Raw genomic sequence first — 18,141 nt, 5'->3', positions numbered from 1 at the left:
GAAATGCGAACGCTACTACTGGGCTTGGGACTTTACTTCCTGGCAAACATTCAGTTGTTTGCTCAATGCCAGGGTCGTACCGCTTTCCACTCCCGGTTGCAGGGAATCACCGCTACGGGCTTCGACAGCCTGGCACTGGTACGACAACGCCAGAATCTGGAAGGCTGGTTGTCAGACTACCAGAAATGCTACCCGGTGGCTGATTCGAACTACGTGAGTGCCCTCAATGAACTGGCCCGGGTGCATTATTATTTTGCTTATTCTTTCAACACAGACATAGCTCCGGCCATCGTCTGCTCCCAGCGGGTCATCGACGCCTACGCTCATCCCAACCTCACTCTGAAAAATAGTGACCTGGTCCTGGCCAATTACCGCCAGGGCGTTTACTATGACTATGACAACGCGGCCGAAAAATCCATTTTAGCTCTATCCAAGGCCATTGAGCTGGGAAAGGATCAGCCGCAGGCATCGCAGTCGCTCAACTCGGCTTATCCTTACGTCATCGGCCACTACCGCATGGTGGGTGATTACGACAGGGCACTGAATTACGCCGAAGAGGGAGAAAAAGTCGCTCTTCGGGTAGGCGATGATGTAATCACCTCCAAACTGCTGGTGCAAAAAAGCCAGGTGCTGGCCGAACTGGGTCGGTTGCCCGAAGCCAGACAAACTCTTGAAAGGGCCATTGCCCTGATTCTCCAATTTCCCGAACACCACCGTACGCTTAGCGGCGAGGAAAGGATGCTGGGAGGTATTCTGTACGACATGGGCCAACTGGACGAAAGCCTGTCGCATTACCATTTGGCCTACGCGATGGCCAAAAAGAATAACAATGAGAACCTGTCCGATTACGCCACTTCCCTGGGCGCTGCCTATCTGGACATGGGTAATGATGCCAAGGCGCAAAACTATTTTCAAGAAGCATTGCGGATTAATAAAAGTAAGTCCAGTAAGAGTATTCTGTTGGACTACATGGCCTTGCTGCAACGTAAGCGCAAAAATTTCGAACGGGCACTCAACTACCACCAGCAGGGGCTCAACGCTTTATCAATTGGGTTCGACCAGACGAGCGTTGCTTCCCTACCCGCGGCCAGACTAATCCGTCTGGCTTCCCATCGGGATTACTTCCTCAGCATAGTCCAGGACAAAGCCGATACCTGGCTCGACTACGCCAGACACACAGGTGATGACAGAGTAAAACTCAAACACGCCCTGCGCACCTATATGCTGGCCGACAGCCTGATTGACCTCATGCGCCGGGACCATACCGGCGAAGGCACCAAGCTGCACTGGCGCAGCAAGGCACGCACCACCTACGAGCGGGCCATTCAAACATGCTACCTGCTCAATGACCCCGTAGCAGCCTTGCATTTCTTCGAGAAAAGTCGTGCCGTGTTGCTCAACGATCAATTGAATGAACATACGGCGGAGGCGAAACTTAATGCCCAACAGAAAACTGAGGAGCAAAAGCTACGGCAGGCCACCCGGAACTTGGAAAAGCTGCTGACTGATGAGACGCTTTCCGACACGAGCCTCACCCGGTTGCGCGGGGAATTGTTGGCGATGATGGAAGAGCAGGATGCTTTTATCGACCGGCTGGAGAAAACCAACCCCAGGTATTTCTACGCCCGCTACGACAACCGCGTTCCGGGCCTGTCGGCCATCCGGCAAAAGCTCATTGATGGTCAGGCGAAGAAGTCAGCCGCTTTCTTATCCTATTTTGTGGGAGACAGCGCAGTATATGGGATCTGCGTCAGCCCCGAACGCATAACTTTTCAACAACTCAACCGGGAGAAATACTGGAACTACCTGAACGAAATGAACAGGCTGCTGATCAGCCGAGAGGCTCAGAATGGCCACTTTCCCGATTATCTCAAGGCAGCTTATGGCCTTTACCAGGTGTTGGTAGAACCGTTCGAGCTGGAAGCCCATACCAAATTGATCATTTCTCCCGATGGGCCCCTCATCCCCTTTGCCGCCCTCAGCCTTTCGCCCACCAAGCCCAACTACCTCGTACTGCACCACGCGATCAGTTATACTTACTCCGCTGGTTTTCTGGAACGCGCCCCCCGCCAGGCGGAAGGCTGGTGGCCCTCTTCGCGTACTTTTCTGGGCATGGCTCCCGTTGACTTCGCGCCTGACTTGAAACAGGTCTCGCTCACGCAGTCGGACCAATCCCTGGATAATGTGAGTAAAGAATTCTTTTTTGCCAAAAATCTGGTAAAGACCGCCGCGTCACGGGGGGCCTTTTTAAAACAAGCGCCCCGCCATCGAGTTGTGCAGCTTTTCACCCACGCTACCGCCGATAGCAGCCGGGTGGAGCCAAAGCTCTACTTCGCCGATTCGCTCCTTCGCCTTTCAGAAGTACCCGGCACCCCATTCCTTACCCAACTTATGGTACTTTCGGCCTGCAGAACGGGCATCGGCCAAAACCAGCGTGGTGAGGGTGTATTTAGCTTGGCCCGCGGCTTTGCGGCGGTCGGAATTCCCAGCACTCTCACCACACTGTGGAGTGTGGAAGACAAGCCTACCTACCGGCTAACCGAGCTTTTTCACCAAAATGTCAGCCGGGGCCTTTCTTTGGACGAAGCCCTGCAAAATGCCCAAAGGGCGTGGTTGGCTGACGCAGATCCCGAAGATCAACTACCGTACGCCTGGGCGGGGCTGGTATTGATTGGTCAGGCCGAGCCGGTCTGCCAGAAACATTATGCCGGCATCTGGATCGTGGGAGGCATTTTGCTGCTTGGTCTGGGAGTACTGGTTTTCTGGAATAAGAGAAGGAATTGGCTGAGCAGCTTTGCGACTTTGCGCGATTCCCCGTAATTTTCCGGCATGACCGAAACCAACCCCCACGAACTCCGCGACCTCATCCGCCTCGCCCTGCGCGAGGATATTGGCGATGGCGACCACTCCTCCCTTTCCTGCGTACCCGAAACCGCCACAAAACGTGCCCGACTGCTGGTAAAGCAAGCCGGCGTGCTGGCGGGCGTGGAAGTGGCTCTCGTCGTTTTCGATGAAGTCGATCCTGCACTGAAAGTAGAGGTTAAAATTCAGGATGGCGCCCGCATCGAAGTTGGCGACATCGTTCTTACCGTCGAAGGAAGCGCGCGTTCCATCCTGCAGGCTGAGCGGTTGATGCTTAATATCATGCAACGCATGAGCGGTATCGCTACCTACACCCGGAGCATGGTAGACCTGATTGCCGACCTGCCCGTAAAGCTACTTGACACCCGAAAGACGACGCCTAATTTTCGCCTTTTTGAAAAAATGGCCACCCGCATTGGTGGAGCACACAATCACCGCATGGGTCTTTACGACATGATCATGCTGAAAGATAACCACCTCGATTACGCCGGGGGCATTCAGGCAGCGCTCGTCCGTGCCCATCAGTACCTTGAGAAAACAGGTCGCGATCTTAAAATAGAGATCGAAACCCGCAACTTAGGCGAGGTGGACGAGGTTTTGCGCCTGGGCGGGGCAGACATTGTCATGCTGGATAATTTTTCACTGGAAGACATGCGTGAGGCAGTCAGAAAGATCGGCGGACGCATCGAAACCGAGGCTTCGGGCAATATCAACGAAACTACCTTGCGTGCCGTGGCCGAAACAGGCGTGGACAGCATTTCAAGCGGCGCACTGACCCATCAGATTAAGAGTCTGGATTTGAGTCTGAAGGCTTTTTAAAGCGAGGACTTGCGGGCGTTGAGATATCCTTTGACCACTGTGAAGGTTGTGATAGCCAGGAAGAATATAATCACATAGTGAACGTAGTTCACTATCCACGGAAACTGCTCTCCGAAAAGGTACCCACCGCCCGTAAGCGTCAGTATCCATATCATCCCTCCCACTACATTATAGGTCATAAAGGAAGGGATGGGCATGCGCACCAAACCCGCCAGAATGGGAGCAAAAGTGCGGACAATTGGCAGGAAACGGCTGATGATGAGCGTGCGACTGCCGTATTTGTCAAAGTACTTCCGGGTAGTTTCGATATTTTTCTTTTTGAAAAAGAAAGACTCTCGCTGCGTTTCAAGCCGGTCACCGAAGAAGCGACCAAACAAATAGCCTACCAACGAGCCCAATATCGCCGCTGCAATCATACTTATCAGGAGCGTCGAGATCGGGACGTCCAGTGTTCGGGTGCCACAAAAAACACCCGCCAGAAAAACGAGGTAGTCGCCCGGCAGGAAGAAGGCGAAGAAGAGGCCATTCTCAGCAAACACGATGAGTGTGATGACAATCAGTCCGCCTGTGCGGATGATTTCTTCGGAATTGAGAATGTATTGAAAAAACTCGACAATAGCGTCCATAGGTGGGAATTTGCCCAAAGCTACGCAATTTCCGAAAGCTCCAGCCAGCGCATCTCCTTTTCCGACAGTGAGTCGTTGATTGCCTCGATTTCGACCGACCATTCCATGAGCTCTTCGTGCGAGCCGCCCGTACCGAGCTTTTCGACCAGTTGCGCTTTGCGCTTTTCCAGTTTCGGCATTTCGGTTTCCAGTTGCTCCATCTCGCGCCGCTCCTTAAAACTCAACTTGCGTTTCGTGGTATCGGTTTTAGCTACGCTTTCCTGAACAAGGGGTACTTCCTGGCCATTTGCCGGAGTTTTAGCCCCTGATTGGCTGCTGTTTTCTTTCCTTTCGGCGGCCTCCTGCTCTTCCAGCCACAGGCGGTAGTCGGAGTAGTTGCCGGGGAAATCCTTGATTCTTCCGTCTCCCTCAAAAACAAAAAGGTGGTCAACCAGTTGGTCGAGGAAGTAACGGTCGTGCGAAACGATCATCAGACAGCCCGGAAAATTGGAAAGAAACTCTTCCAATACGTTCAGGCTACTGATGTCAAGGTCATTGGTTGGTTCATCCAGAATCAGGAAATTAGGTTCCTTCATCAGCATCAGCAACAATTGAAGCCGTCGCTTTTCGCCTCCGCTAAGCTTCTCGATATAATCGTACTGTTTTTCGGGGGGGAAGAGAAATGTTTCCAGAAACTTCGACGCCATGACGGTTTGCCCATTGCCGAGCCGCACCACATCAGCTATCTCTTTCACAATCTCGATGACCCGCTGTCCCGGCTCAAAATCCAGGTCTGATTGCGTGTAGTGGCCAAACTGCACCGTATCGCCGCGTATTACCTGGCCATTATCGGGCCGTACCTCGCCCGTGATCATTTTCAGCAGCGTGGTCTTGCCCATGCCGTTCGGCCCGACGATGCCGATACGGTCGCCTTTCCGAAAAGTATAGACGAAATTGTGGATCAGTTCACGACCATCGTACCCTTTTCCTACGCTTTCCAGTTCGATGATCTTGCTACCCAGCCGCGTGGAACGCACATTCAGTTCCAGTTGGTTATCGAATTTTTTCTGACTGGCCTTATCTTTCAGGCCTTCAAAAGCATCCACCCGGTACTTGGCCTTAGTACCCCGCGCCTTGGGTTGCCGCCTGATCCAGTCCAGTTCCTTTCGCATGAGGTTGCGGGCCTTGTCGATTTCGGCGGCTTCCACTTCCTCCCGTTCCGATTTTTTTTCCAGAAAATAGGCATAATTGCCTTTATAGGTGTATGCCGAGCCGTGATCCAATTCCAGCACATTGTTACACACTTTATCTAAAAAATAACGGTCGTGCGTAACTACCAGCAACGTGGTATTCTGGGTATTCAGGTGATTTTCCAACCATTCGACGGTAGCAAGATCCAGGTGGTTGGTAGGCTCATCCAGCAACAGCAAATCGGGCTCTTCCAGCAGTACTTTGGCCAGTGCCACGCGCTTACGCTGACCGCCCGAAAGCGTCCCGAAGCGGGCGTCTACGTCGTGAATACCCAGTCGGCCCAGAATTTCCTTAGCGCGAGCTTCGAAATCCCACGCTTTCAGGTGATCCATTTCTTCCAAGATATCCGTCAGGGCATCGTTATTTCCCGTAGCGAGGGCATGCTCATAGCGTCTGACTACATTGGCCACCGGGTTGGAAGAGACGAAGATCACCTCAATGACCGGTAGTTCATCGTCAAAAAGAGGGTTCTGATCCAAGTACCCCACCCTGATTTCCTTGCGAATATTAACCTCACCGCTGTCGGGAGAAATGCGCCCGGCCAGGATATTCATGAAGGTAGTTTTCCCTGTGCCGTTGGTGCCAATCAATGCCACCTTATCGCCCCGACTCATGCCGAAGGTCACGTTTTTAAAAAGCCATTTTTCTCCAAAAGACTTGGAGACGTTTTCTGCCGAAAGATAATTCAATGAGTTGGAATTTGGTAAGTGGATGCGTAGGACAGCATCTGCCGTGTTACGGCTTCTTTTTTTGACAAAGCTAGTGATTTAGTGTCCACTAGTCAAAGCGTCTGCTGATACTTCAGCGTTTCGCTCGAAGAAAAGATATTTAATATTCCCTCAACCGAAAACTCTCCCCAAATCAATCAGCATATCAGGAAAAGAAGGCGAAATGATATGGCGGGTGGCGGGTTTTAAACCAATGTACTTTTCCTCATCATTCAGGACATACTCGAAAACTGCTTTTTCGGCAGGTTCCACCAACCAGTATTCCGTTACTTGATGGACGTACACTTCATTATTCCAAAGCGAAAAATAATAGGGCAGATTAATATCGATCAGATAGTTAGGCATAGATTATGCGGCAATCTGTTTGATCGTATGCTGCCGATCTGCACTAGCTAAGGCAAATTGCAGACACGCCTCAATATCCTCTGCTTCCAGATCAGGATACTGAGAAAGAATATCTTCATGGCTATCACCAGCAAAAACAAACTCTAAAATAGTCCTGACGGTGATCCCCATTCCTCTAATCGTGGGTCCACCATTACAAAGGTTCCCATCAATTGTAATTCTATCGCTGATGTACATTTTTTGATTTTTTATCAAATCTAACGATTATCAGACAGTCAATCAAACCATTCACTTCAAAGCCACCAACTCCTTCAAATCCGCATTGGAGTACTCCCCGATCCAGGTTTCGCCGTTGGCGACGGTGAGATTGGCGAGTTCTTTCTTGTTTTGGATCAGCTGATTGATCTTTTCCTCGAAAGTACCTTCGGTGATGAGACGATGCACCAGCACGTTGCGGGTCTGTCCGATGCGGAAGGCGCGGTCGGTGGCCTGGGCTTCCACGGCGGGGTTCCACCACAGGTCATAGTGAATCACATTGTTGGCTGCAGTCAGGTTGAGGCCCGTGCCCCCTGCTTTCAGTGATAGCAGCAGTAATCGCGTCGCGCGGTTGGTCTGGAAATCCTCCACCATTTCGTCGCGGTTTTTGCGACTCACGGCGCCGTGCAGGAAAGGTACTTCCAGGTCGAGCTGCTCTTCAAACATGGTTTGCAACAGGATTCCCATTTCTTCGTACTGCGTGAAAATCAAAGCTTTCTCGCCGTTTTCCAGCAATTGTTGCACCAGGTCGAGTAGCAACGCACTCTTGCCGGAGGCTGCCGGGTCGGTGCCGCCTTTTTTCAGATAATGTGTAGGATGGTTGCAGATTTGTTTCAGGGCCGTCATCATCTTGAAAATCATACCGCTGCGCTTGAAGCCATCCTTTGCGCCTTCAATGCCGCGCAGGGCCGTGTCCACGACGCTCTGATACAAGGCTGCCTGCTCGCCCGATAGCTGACAACTCTGGTCCATCTCGATCTTGTCGGGCAGATCCTGGATAATGCTCTTGTCCGTCTTAACGCGCCGCAGAATAAACGGCTCAGTTATGCGCCGAAAAACGTCGAGACGATGCTGATCGCGGTCCACTTCGATGGGAATGGAGAAATCCTGGCTGAATTTTTTGAGCGAACCGAGGTAGCCCTTATTGGCAAAGTCGATGATGCTCCAGTACTCACTCAGCCGGTTTTCGACGGGCGTGCCACTCATGGCAATACGAACACCCGCCTTTATCTTCTTTACTGCCTTGGTTTGGGCCGTGGCGGGGTTCTTGATGTTCTGGGCTTCATCGATCACCACCACGGGCCAGTTGGTTTTGGTAAACGTATCTTCCTCGCTGCGCACTACCCCGTAGGTAGTTAGCACCAGATCGGTATCCTTGAAACCCAATTTGCTGCGATTGGGGCCGTGATACACATGCGCTCTCAGGCCGGGCGCAAAGCGGGCGATTTCCTTGCTCCAGTTGGTAAGTAGCGTCGTGGGCAGAATCACCAAACCCTTATTTTTCTTAAAGGCCCCCTCTTCCTTGAATTTCTGCAAGGCGGCGATCACCTGCAACGTTTTGCCCAGGCCCATGTCGTCGGCGATGAGGCTCCCAAAACCAATGCGGGCATTTTTATACAGCCACTCGTAACCGCGTACCTGGTAAGGTCTCAGGGTGGCGTCGAGTTGTTTGGGCAGATTCACGGCCTCGGGGCCTGTGAGATTTTTTATAAGCTTGCGGGCGGCATCTGTCAGCTTTACACCTGAGCCCTGGTACTCTTCGGTCAGGGCCGTCTGCAGGAGTGTTTGCGAATCCAGTTCGGGCGGATTTTTGAGTTTATCCAGCAGCGAGCGGATTTCATTTTCATCCAGATAAACGTACTGATCCTTGATCTTGACCAGTCCGCGGTACTTTTCGACAATATTTACGAACTCCCTGGTATCCACGTGCTGGTCGCCGATGGCGACTTCCCAGCGGAAACCCAGCATCTCTTCCAGACTAATCACCGAACTGGCCGACACCCTGCCATTTTCCTCATCGTCGAGCGTCATGGAAAGCTGCGGACGGGCCAGCTTACGCAACGATTTGGGCAGCATGATGCGGATGCCAAACAGCTTTAAGGGCGGGAGCATCTTGAAAAGTACCTCGGGGAATTGCCGTGCGCTGAAGGCAAGTTCCTCCAGGCCTTTGGATGAGATAAGCGTATTGAGCTGAGGAAAGTGCTCGGCCATCATTGACAAGTCACGCAGCACACCCATCCTGACAGGCGCATAATCGGGCTGCTCCATAAAGTCCGTGAAGGCAATGGGGGCCGTCATTGACTGCTCCTTATTTTCCACCAAAATATGAACCACGAAGGTTCCGGTGTCATGGTCGTCCTCCACCTGAATGACAGGGACGAAATCGCGCTGGGCAATAAAAAACTTATTGAGCCATAGCTGAATATTGGCCGGAATCTCGCGGCTGTCGAAACCACTGAACCGTATGAACTCGCGCCGGAAAAACATGTCTTCAACCTCAGTATCCTTATAATGGTACCGATCGTTGAACTGCCGCATGCGCTCGGTCAACAGCAGCGAGCACAGTAGCGGGAACCACTCGCTTTCAAGGGGTTCATATATATCGTTCCGGCCGATTTTATAAAACAAAAAATCCGGTGGAAGCAGCCTTTTGAGGTGTTCTGCGACCTGAGCGATATCTTCATTGAGCAAAGCCGGAACCCAGCGCACAAAATAGGCTTCTTTCTTGAGTTGCACCCGCAGAAGCTGCGGCAGAACACCACCTGTCTCCAGCAATTTGTTGGTGAAGCGGTTAGTCAAATACAACCCCCGTAGCAGGGGGGAAAGTTGCGGCAGCTGACTGACGGGAAAATGCTGCAACCATTCCAGTAGTTTACCTACTTCATTGAATTGCTGCACAAGCCGCTCGTTAACATCACGAAAATTGGCCTGTAAAAATCCCATTGCCTCGTCGCAGATGATCTCGCCGCTCTCCACAGCATCAAGGTCCTTATCATAGTCGTGCTTGCGTTCTTCTGATTCGGGTGGCGTTCTGTCATCATCCGAGGCATCGGCAATAGCCAGAGCATGGGCTTTTTTCTGGGCGTCTATGTAAGCATCACGCAAAACGATTTTGAAATTCCCTGATTTATAAAAAAGCGGTGCGTCGGCCAGCAGCGACAGCAGGTCATCACGGCAATCAGGTAGTTTAGAGAAATCTACAACGTCATAGAGCCCCTCGTCAGGCCGGAATTCGATTTCCTCCCCCAGCTCGGCGGGCTTGCGTAGCGCGGAAACGTCCAGAATTTCCACGTCCTTCTGCTCGGCAGATGCCAGCCCCAGGCCCTCTAACGCTTTGAACAAATCAAAGTCGCGAAGTTCAAAAATCAGAAAAGGGTTTTTGTCGATTTCGTTGGCTACCAGATAAAGTACAGCGGCCTGATGCTTGCAGGGTACACTCCAGTCAGGACAGGTGCAGGCCGCGTCGAATTCGTTCCAGCTCTCAGGAAACAGATCGACGCCAATGCTCCGGCAGGCTTCGTACAGGTCAGCGGGTAGTTGGCGATTGAGAAGTTGAGTAAGGAAAAGTGGGTTGTCAGTAATCAGACTAATTGTTTTGGCCTTGTCTGAAGCCGACAAAGGTTCAATTCTGAACTTGACTTTATAGGGGATTGGCCTGGTACCACGAACTTTACCTTTAACTGTATTGCCCTCGAAATCTATCGATTGCACGGCACCACCATTGGCATAGGTGCGGCCCCGCGCCAGGCGTCCGCTTTGATCCATACCTTCCAGCACACTGATCCACTGCTGGCCCCACCAGGTCTGCCCGTACTTGATTCGTTTTGCCATTTGCCTGGCTGAATTCTATTTTTGGATAAAAAAGCAAAGGTAGGCAAAAAGGGGAAGGCCATGTGATGAGATTCAGGAACCTCTGTCTTTTTACAAATAGTATAACCTAGTTACCTTTTCCACCTTCTATAAAAAATGGTCACTTTCCCCAACGCCAAAATCAACATCGGGCTAAACATTGTCGGAAAGCGCCCCGATGGATTCCACAATCTTGAGTCGTGCTTTTATCCGGTAGGCTGGGCAGATGCGCTGGAAATTTTGCCTCAAACAGATTGGCATCACCAGGTAGTTTCCTTCACTTCTTCCGGCCTGAGCATTCCGGGCAATCAAGATTCTAACTTATGCCTGAAAGCTTATCGTCTCTTGGCCGAGGATTTTGCTTTGCCGCCCGTCAGCATTCATCTACTCAAAGCAGTACCTATCGGGGCAGGACTCGGCGGCGGCTCGGCGGACGCCGCCTTTACGATTAAAGCATTGAACCAGCTTTTCTCTCTGGACATTTCCACCGAAAATCAACAGAAATACGCTCGCTCGCTGGGCAGCGATTGCGCTTTTTTTATTGAAAACAAACCGATGTACTGTTTTGGCAAAGGAGATCAATTTGAAGAAACATCCCTACGACTGACCGGAAAGTGGATTTTGTTGGTAAATCCGGGCCTGCACATTTCAACTGCCGAAGCTTACTCAGGCATCACGCCACGGGTGCCTACTCAGGATTTACGTGAGCTTTTACAAAAACCCATCGGGCAGTGGCGCGATTTTGTTAAGAACGATTTTGAAGAAAGCTTATTTAAAAATCACTCCGTTTTGCCCCAAATTAAAGCGAAAATCTACGACCTTGGGGCTCAGTACGCCAGTATGAGTGGCTCGGGTTCCACGGTTTATGGAATCTTTGACCACGAGCCTGATCCGGCGAACAATTTCCAGAACTCAACCGTTTGGAAAGGGGAGTTAAATTGAGTTTTTGCATTAACACCAACTTTTTGAGTTGTGATTGAACCGGCTCTACTCACTCACCAGACAGCGCCCCTGTCACTCATATCTAACTGATCGATGCCTACCAGGCCTAAAATCTCTTCAAAAGAAAACCCATTCACCAAGCGCCGCGAGCCGCTGCATTTCCTGCTGTGGCTGGGTATCGTGAGCAGCGTACTCATATTTACCGTCATTTTGGGGATTTACATCGTCCGCAAGGTGGGGCCAAGCTGGAACAACACACCTCTGCCCGGCGTATTTTGGCTGAGCACGGTAGTCATTATTCTGAGTAGCATTAGTTTACACGAAGCCAAAGATGCTTTTTATAAAGAGCGCTTCGCGCTATATCGTACTTGCCTGAGCATTACACTCTTTCTGGGAATGGCTTTCGTAGGAATGCAGGGCTACGGCTGGCTGCAAATGACGGAGCAGGGAATCATCATGCAGGATAACCCCTCAGCAGGATTCGTGTATGTGCTCACGGGGCTGCATGTCCTTCATATTCTGGGCGGGCTGATCTTTATGGGGTTCTTGTTCCGGGAAGCTACCAAGAATCGCTCTTACATAGACTCGTTCGTGTACAGCGTCAACCCACCCAACCAGCTGAAAGTAAGCCTGATGACCATTTACTGGCATTTCGTGGACGTACTTTGGCTGTACCTCTTTCTCTTTTTACTTTACCACCACTCCAACTGAGATTCGAGCGCAGCTTGATGGCTGCGCTCGTCAGACCATGTACTTCAACTGCGAGCGGTAGAGAAAGGCAAAAATAATGCTGAAAAAAGCGCCGCCGAAAGCCGTCATTCCCCCTAGCCAACCGCCAATCAGGACGATTGGGCCAAGGATGGCCACTGCTACGCCTGCCAGATAGAGATGAAATCCCCGTTTCTGCAAGCCCCACATCAGGTATGCGCCAAACAACGTGAGTGATTCGTAAATCAGCATGATGATGGCACTCGTGCGGATTTTATCGGCAGAGAGTTCGTCATACATCGAATCAAAAAAACTCTCGACCATTTGGGCACTTTCCGGGTTGTTTTGCGCTTCCATGCCTTCCTGCACCCGTTCAAAGAATTGGCGGGTCTGGTCGGCCACTACGCCGGGACTCCACAGCCGGTCGGCCTGAGTCCATAGTCCTGAAATGGCGCTCAGGAAAGTCAGCATACAAATAAAGGTCAGAAATCGTGGTCGTCCGACCGGCATATCATTATCAGGCATAAAAGGAATTTTGAAAGCTAACTTCCGAACTGCGTCTCAGCGTATCGGGCCGCAAAAGTTGCGCATTTAGCTGAAAATAGCAAGTCTGCGAGCGCGAGGGTTTCTAAACCTTAAAGATCATTTTTCTCCGGTAGAAAATGTACAGAATCAAGAACCAAATCGCCAGATAAACCAATGCTCCCGCTAATGATGCGGCTTTGGGGTCGGAAAAGTACGGGGCAATCTGGAATTTGTAAATGTACGTTTGCAATCCAATGCGATCATCTGTAATCTGGGTACTTGGATTATTGACTTTGATGCTCCCTAAAACGCGGGGAATAATTCCCGAGAAGAAAAATACAACCATGGGATTTACCCCAAAAACTATAAATGGCGTGATCCAGCCTTTGCTTCCTTTATAGTCAATGACAAAATAAAGTACCGCGAGCAGTAGTAATGCGATACCCGCTGCGTACAGCACATACGAGCTCGTCCAGAGGGCTTTGTTGATGGGAAAAGCCGTGTTCCACAGCAAGCCGAGCAAAACACCCGCAACACCACCCGCCAGTAAATATCCAAATTTCTTTTGCTCGGAGAGATTTGCGGTCAGCAATGCGCCAGTCAGCAACCCGGCGATGCCCGTACCGACAGCGGGCAACGTACTGAGGAGCCCCTCGGGGTCCCAGGTTTTGGAAGTTACCCAGAGGTGGTTGGGTAGCACGAGATAGTCCAGCCAGGCTGCCAGGTTTGTTCCTTTCTCTACGTTTGCCTCCCCCACCCCCGGCACCGGAATGAGCGTCATGATAGCCCAGTATGCCAATAAAATCCCGATGCCGATCAGTGCCTGCGTAGACACGGAGGTAGTCAGGTACAGCAGCGAAACTACCAGATAAACTACCGCGATGCGCTGCAGTACCCCGGGAAGCCGGACGTTCTGATAGTCCTCAAAGCCTCCGAAGGCCAGGACAAACATCAAGCTGAAAACCCCCAAAGCCACATAAAGCTCTCGTCGGCGGTCATATTTACCAAATAAGGCAGCCACCACCAAAGCAGTAATCAGCAGCTTCACAGCTAACAGGGCTACGTCGTCCAGACCAAAAATCTGGATTTTAGAAAAGAAATTCAGAAACAGTCCCAGGGAGAAAATCCGCAGAAAGCGCGTCAGGATTTTTTCCCCTGCCGCACGGTCGAGTACTTTCCGGGGCGTAGCCAATACGGTAGTGATGCCGACGATAAAAAGAAACGTGGGAAAAACCAGGTCAGTGGGCGTGAAGCCATGCCACTCGGCGTGCAGGAATGGCGGATAGACGTTCCCCCAGTCGCCGGGATTGTTCACGATCGTCATCAGCATGATCGTCAGGCCGCGCAGGACGTCAAGGGAGAGCAGACGGTTCTTCACAGGCTGGCCGTAGTGTTTCCCCACAGCAGCGAAGAATCTCCGTAGCTTAAGAAGCGATAATCCCCTGTCAGGGCTTCATCGTACACCTTATGCCAATCCTCGCCAATAAAGGCCGCTACCAGCAAAATGAGGGTTGAGCCAGGTTGATGGTAGTTAGTAATCAATCCTTTACACAAACGAAAGCGGTAACCTGGGAAAATAAAGATCTCCGTCTGACCGGTGATTTCGTCCCGGTTGTTTTTTTCCAGAAAATCAAGTACTGCCCCCAAAGCTTCGGCGGCAGTTGGGAGTTCAATATCCGAGAACTGATAAGGGTATAGTTTTTCAATCCAGAATTCTTCTGTTTCCTGCCGCAGCAGCTTAACCCCGAACCAATACAAACTTTCCAGCGAACGTAGCGAAGTAGTCCCTACCGACACAATATGCCGGACCCGTTTGAGGAGTTGCTGTACCAATTCGCGGGTATATACAACCTGTTCGGAGTGCATGTGGTGTTCCTGTACGTTTTCAACCTTAATAGGCTGAAAAGTACCTGCCCCCACGTGCAGGGTCAGGAAGGTTTTTTCTATACCTTTTGCGGCAAGAGCTGAAAGTACTGCATCCGTAAAATGCAGGCCGGCGGTGGGGGCGGCGACGGCCCCTTCCTGCCGGGCGTATACGGTCTGGTAAGACTGCGTGTCCTGCGCTTCGGTGTCGCGACGCAAGTAGGGCGGCAACGGAATTTCGCCCAGCGCCTTCACGATTTCCAGGAAAGGCACTTCGCTATCCCAGTCGAGCTGTACTAAATTCTGATCATAATCTGCATAGCTGGCTTCCAGTGTGATGGTCTGTCCACCTATTTGCAGGTCACTGATTAGTTTTTCGCCAAATTTCCAGCGTTTTTTGTTCCCGATCATGCAGGTCCAGATGCTCTGCCGCGTGACCAGCATGGCGTCATTGATGACCCCGGTTGGCGCTTCGGGGTTGAGCAGCAACAGTTGGATGGTCGCGCCCGTAGGCTTCTGGAAATACACCCGCGCTGGAATGACTTTGGTATCGTTAAACACCAGCAGACTTTCAGCGGGTAGTTGTTCGGTAAGTTGGTGGAATCGGTGATGGCTGATCTCACCGTTCTCGTACACCAGCAACCTGGAAGAGTCGCGTGGCGAAACGGGGTAACGGGCGATGCGCTCGTCGGGTAGTTCGTAGGTGTAGTCGCTGAGGTGAATTTCCGGCATGTTCAGTCCAGCGAGATTTCCGGCACAGGTGGGCGCATCAGCCGGACCGGCAAAGCGATGAAAATTACGATCAGCATTCCAAAACCCAGATAGAACAGCCAGGCAAATGAGAACACGTCCTGCCTGAACTGATTACTGTTCAAAGTACCTAGGGCAAACAAACTCAGGGCCACAATGGTATTGATGGCAGCGACCAAACAATACAGCCAATTGGTCAGATGCTCGTCCAGCTCCTCGCGATGGTCAGCCCAGACACGGCGGTTGGGTAAAGGCAGTAGGTTGATCGGAACTTTACCAATTTGCTTGGCCACGGCCCGGATGACTACATTGTTAAAAATGATCAGTCCCATGGCGATGTAAAAAATCGTCGATTTTTCCAGGTAGTTTTCGGCTGCGCCGGAGGGGGCGAAGTTCACCGCCACCAGATCCGGCAACAGCGAATACGTCCACCCTAAGGCCCCGACTACCAAAAGAATAGAGAACCAGCGCCAAATTTTTATGCTAAATGTAGAGACTTTCAATTTGATGGAGACGGATGGACACCCCAAAGTGCCAATCCGTGCTGTTGACAGTTGATGATAGAGAATAAGAGGTACTTTCCCAGGTGTCTGTGCCTCAAAATTATGTTCTGGGACAGAATCTAAATTTCCGGCAAAATTAGGGCTGCGCAATCCTAAAACCTAATCGTAATGACTGGTATGTCAGAGCGGAAGCATACCGAAAACCTAACCATAAAGCCCAACCTCCTTCGAAAACCATGAAAATATACACTAAAACCGGCGACAGCGGCACTACGGCCCTTATCGGTGGCACTCGCTTGAGCAAGGCCCATATCCGAATCGATGCATACGGAACGGTCGATGAGCTCAACGCTTATATAGGTCTATTGCGCGACCAACCGGTAAACTCCACACGACGGGATTTGTTGAAGGAAATCCAGGACCGGCTATTTACGATCGGTTCGCACCTGGCCAGCGAACCTGACCAAACCCGCAAAAAACTACCCGACTTCCATGAGGAAGACGTCACGCTTCTGGAAACTGAAATGGATGCGATGGACGCCGAATTACCCACTTTGCGAGCCTTCGTACTCCCGGGCGGTCACGAATCTGTTTCATTCGGCCATGTGGCCCGCACTGTCTGTCGGCGCGCCGAGCGTGCGGTTATTCTGCTGCACGAGCACGAACCCGTGGAGGAGATCGTTATTCGGTACCTCAATCGTCTGTCGGATTATCTGTTTATGCTCTGCCGGATGATGACGCAGGAACTGGGCGCGGAGGAAGTGGCATGGCAGGCAAGGATGTAGCGCTTCGGAAGTAGGGCTCCTTTGGTGATGAAGTGGCACGGTTTTAATTCATTTCGCGATAAATTAACTGACGCACTACCTTGTTAAAAGAACATTCAACCCGATATTTGTTATATAAGTATGCACGCATACTACCTGGAAGGCGGGCGAAGCTGAGAATACAGATCAGCATCTGAGCGGCCACGACGATGCGGATTTCACGAGTTATCGTTATTAAAACCAATGGAATATATTCAACAAATTCTTTTTGCCGTTGTCTTGGGCGCCGCCATCTGGCTCATCGCCAGGCGAATCGGAATCATCAAGAAGACCATCCAGTTAGGCCGCTCAGAAGATCGGACCGACCACCCTTCCGAGCGATTGGGGATGATGTTACGCGTAGCTTTCGGGCAAAAGAAAATGTTCGACCGCCCGCTCGTAGGTATCATGCACTTTATCCTTTATGCCGGATTTTTACTTATCAATATCGAGGTACTGGAAATTATTCTGGACGGTTTGTCGGGGCAGCATCGGATGTTTGCCCCCTTTTTCGGTTCGGGTTATTTGTATTTGCTGGGCTTCTTTGAGTTTCTGGCCGTGGGCGTACTGGCGGTTTGCGTCATTTTCCTGCTGCGGCGCGATGTCGTAAAAGTGGATCGCCTGCAAGCCAGCAAGCACCGCGAAATGAAAGGCTGGCCCAAACTGGACGGCAATCTGATTCTTATTTTCGAGATCGTGCTGATGGTAGCCATTCTTACCATGAATGCGGCAGATTCAGTTTTGCAGGACATTAACAGTGTCCACTACACCAAAGCGGGCGACTTTCTATTCAGCCAATTTCTGAAGCCACTCTTCTCCGGATGGAGCGAGAGCTCGCTCATCGCGCTGGAACGCGGAGCGTGGTGGTTTCACATTGTCGGCATTTTGGGCTTTGCAGTTTATGTGACGTACTCCAAGCACCTGCACATCGCGCTGGCGTTCCCCAATACGTACTTCGCCCGGTTGATTCCGAAGGGGGAAATGAATAATATGCCCGAGATCACGAAGGAAGTCAAGATTATGCTGGGCATGGAAGCTGATGCCGCCGGCACACCTCCGGCTGCCGCCGAAGCGCCAGGCCGATTCGGAGCCAAGGACGTGCAGGACTTAAGCTGGAAAAATCTTATGGATTCCTACTCCTGCACTGAGTGCGGCCGTTGTACGGCGGCTTGTCCGGCCAATATTACGGGCAAAAAACTGTCGCCCCGCAAGATTATGATGGACACCCGTGACCGCCTGGAAGACGTGGGTCGCAACATGCAGGCCAACAGCGGCGAGTTCGTGGATGACGGCAAAAGTTTGCTGGGCGACTATATTCTGGAAGAGGAAATACTGGCCTGCACTACCTGTAATGCCTGCGTGCAGGAATGCCCGATTCTGATCAATCCACTGGACATTATCCTGCAATTGCGCCGTTTTCAAATCATGGAAGAAGCCAAGGCTCCCGCTTCCTGGAACGGAATGTTCAGCAATCTGGAAACGAGCCAGGCACCGTGGAAATTCTCTCCGGCGGATCGATTCAATTGGGCGGATGAGTTGAAGTAAGCAGGCA

The 18,141-nt window shown here is 51.4% G+C and carries 15 protein-coding genes; 6 read left to right on the top strand and 9 right to left on the bottom strand.

The features are described from left to right. Positions 1–3: 3 nt before the first annotated feature. Both IE117_RS00365 and nadC read left to right on the top strand, forming a co-directional pair. The gene (locus IE117_RS00365) at positions 4–2,820 is read left to right on the top strand and encodes a CHAT domain-containing protein (protein ID WP_189562288.1); all 2,817 of its coding nucleotides are present in this window, start codon (positions 4–6) and stop codon (positions 2,818–2,820) included. A 9-nt stretch (positions 2,821–2,829) separates the two neighbouring features. Further along, on the top strand, positions 2,830–3,681 hold the full coding sequence (nadC, locus tag IE117_RS00360) for a carboxylating nicotinate-nucleotide diphosphorylase (protein ID WP_189562287.1): 852 nt from the start codon (positions 2,830–2,832) through the stop codon (positions 3,679–3,681). Here nadC and IE117_RS00355 read toward each other — a convergent pair. The 5 genes from IE117_RS00355 to IE117_RS00335 all read right to left on the bottom strand — a co-directional run bounded on the left by IE117_RS00355 (position 3,678) and on the right by IE117_RS00335 (position 10,477). Then, a complete protein-coding gene (locus IE117_RS00355) occupies positions 3,678–4,307 on the bottom strand; it encodes a DedA family protein (RefSeq protein ID WP_189562285.1) in 630 nt (209 codons plus the stop codon). The two genes, nadC and IE117_RS00355, sit on opposite strands and share 4 nt — an antisense overlap. 20 nt (positions 4,308–4,327) lie before the next feature. Then, positions 4,328–6,226: an ABC-F family ATP-binding cassette domain-containing protein gene (locus IE117_RS00350; RefSeq protein ID WP_189562283.1), complete on the bottom strand. Its 1,899-nt coding sequence runs from the start codon at positions 6,224–6,226 to the stop codon at positions 4,328–4,330. A gap of 150 nt (positions 6,227–6,376) precedes the next feature. Then, positions 6,377–6,610 carry a hypothetical protein gene (locus IE117_RS00345; protein ID WP_189562281.1) on the bottom strand — a complete coding sequence of 78 codons (234 nt, stop codon included), beginning with the start codon at positions 6,608–6,610 and terminating at the stop codon, positions 6,377–6,379. Positions 6,611–6,613: 3 nt separating this feature from the next. Further along, positions 6,614–6,847, bottom strand: coding sequence for a DUF433 domain-containing protein (locus IE117_RS00340; RefSeq protein WP_189562279.1), 234 nt, complete (start codon positions 6,845–6,847; stop codon positions 6,614–6,616). A gap of 51 nt (positions 6,848–6,898) precedes the next feature. Beyond that, positions 6,899–10,477, bottom strand: a complete 3,579-nt coding sequence (locus IE117_RS00335) for a DEAD/DEAH box helicase (protein ID WP_189562278.1) — start codon at positions 10,475–10,477, stop codon at positions 6,899–6,901. Between the two features lie 135 nt (positions 10,478–10,612). Here IE117_RS00335 and ispE point away from each other — a divergent pair, with 135 nt between their 5' ends. Then, positions 10,613–11,437: a 4-(cytidine 5'-diphospho)-2-C-methyl-D-erythritol kinase gene (gene ispE, locus IE117_RS00330; protein WP_189562277.1), complete on the top strand. Its 825-nt coding sequence runs from the start codon at positions 10,613–10,615 to the stop codon at positions 11,435–11,437. Positions 11,438–11,530: 93 nt separating this feature from the next. After that, a complete protein-coding gene (locus IE117_RS00325; protein ID WP_189562276.1) occupies positions 11,531–12,148 on the top strand; it encodes a cytochrome c oxidase subunit 3 in 618 nt (205 codons plus the stop codon). 30 nt (positions 12,149–12,178) lie between these two features. Here IE117_RS00325 and IE117_RS00320 read toward each other — a convergent pair whose 3' ends face one another. The 4 genes from IE117_RS00320 to IE117_RS00305 form a co-directional block, all read right to left on the bottom strand. Further along, on the bottom strand, positions 12,179–12,670 hold the full coding sequence (locus IE117_RS00320; RefSeq protein ID WP_229580080.1) for a hypothetical protein: 492 nt from the start codon (positions 12,668–12,670) through the stop codon (positions 12,179–12,181). Between the two features lie 103 nt (positions 12,671–12,773). Beyond that, positions 12,774–14,072, bottom strand: coding sequence for an acyltransferase family protein (locus IE117_RS00315; RefSeq protein ID WP_229580078.1), 1,299 nt, complete (start codon positions 14,070–14,072; stop codon positions 12,774–12,776). Beyond that, positions 14,045–15,265 carry an S-adenosylmethionine:tRNA ribosyltransferase-isomerase gene (locus IE117_RS00310; protein WP_189562275.1) on the bottom strand — a complete coding sequence of 407 codons (1,221 nt, stop codon included), beginning with the start codon at positions 15,263–15,265 and terminating at the stop codon, positions 14,045–14,047. Before IE117_RS00310 ends, IE117_RS00315 begins: the two co-directional genes overlap by 28 nt. 2 nt (positions 15,266–15,267) lie before the next feature. Beyond that, positions 15,268–15,786 carry a hypothetical protein gene (locus tag IE117_RS00305; protein WP_189562271.1) on the bottom strand — a complete coding sequence of 173 codons (519 nt, stop codon included), beginning with the start codon at positions 15,784–15,786 and terminating at the stop codon, positions 15,268–15,270. A gap of 236 nt (positions 15,787–16,022) precedes the next feature. Here IE117_RS00305 and IE117_RS00300 point away from each other — a divergent pair, with 236 nt between their 5' ends. Further along, on the top strand, positions 16,023–16,571 hold the full coding sequence (locus IE117_RS00300) for a cob(I)yrinic acid a,c-diamide adenosyltransferase (protein WP_189562269.1): 549 nt from the start codon (positions 16,023–16,025) through the stop codon (positions 16,569–16,571). 222 nt (positions 16,572–16,793) lie between these two features. Then, the gene (locus IE117_RS00295) at positions 16,794–18,134 is read left to right on the top strand and encodes a 4Fe-4S dicluster domain-containing protein (protein ID WP_189562267.1); all 1,341 of its coding nucleotides are present in this window, start codon (positions 16,794–16,796) and stop codon (positions 18,132–18,134) included. The last annotated feature ends 7 nt before the right edge of the window (positions 18,135–18,141 follow it).

This window comes from Persicitalea jodogahamensis, from assembly GCF_014651615.1.
Classification (GTDB): domain Bacteria; phylum Bacteroidota; class Bacteroidia; order Cytophagales; family Spirosomataceae; genus Persicitalea; species Persicitalea jodogahamensis.
Note: the sequence above shows the minus strand (reverse complement) of the source record. Positions and strands in the feature narration are given on the sequence as shown.

Bases quoted from the DNA above. Each gene is read 5' to 3' on its own strand.
- IE117_RS00335 (WP_189562278.1), bottom strand. From the start codon at position 10,477: ATGGCAAAACGAATCAAGTACGGGCAGACCTGGTGGGGCCAGCAGTGG.
- IE117_RS00325 (WP_189562276.1), top strand. From the start codon at position 11,531: ATGCCTACCAGGCCTAAAATCTCTTCAAAAGAAAACCCATTCACCAAG.
- IE117_RS00310 (WP_189562275.1), bottom strand. From the start codon at position 15,265: ATGCCGGAAATTCACCTCAGCGACTACACCTACGAACTACCCGACGAG.
- IE117_RS00340 (WP_189562279.1), bottom strand. From the start codon at position 6,847: ATGTACATCAGCGATAGAATTACAATTGATGGGAACCTTTGTAATGGT.
- IE117_RS00365 (WP_189562288.1), top strand. From the start codon at position 4: ATGCGAACGCTACTACTGGGCTTGGGACTTTACTTCCTGGCAAACATT.
- IE117_RS00345 (WP_189562281.1), bottom strand. From the start codon at position 6,610: ATGCCTAACTATCTGATCGATATTAATCTGCCCTATTATTTTTCGCTT.
- IE117_RS00355 (WP_189562285.1), bottom strand. From the start codon at position 4,307: ATGGACGCTATTGTCGAGTTTTTTCAATACATTCTCAATTCCGAAGAA.
- ispE (WP_189562277.1), top strand. From the start codon at position 10,613: ATGGTCACTTTCCCCAACGCCAAAATCAACATCGGGCTAAACATTGTC.
- IE117_RS00300 (WP_189562269.1), top strand. From the start codon at position 16,023: ATGAAAATATACACTAAAACCGGCGACAGCGGCACTACGGCCCTTATC.
- IE117_RS00320 (WP_229580080.1), bottom strand. From the start codon at position 12,670: ATGCCTGATAATGATATGCCGGTCGGACGACCACGATTTCTGACCTTT.
- IE117_RS00295 (WP_189562267.1), top strand. From the start codon at position 16,794: ATGGAATATATTCAACAAATTCTTTTTGCCGTTGTCTTGGGCGCCGCC.
- nadC (WP_189562287.1), top strand. From the start codon at position 2,830: ATGACCGAAACCAACCCCCACGAACTCCGCGACCTCATCCGCCTCGCC.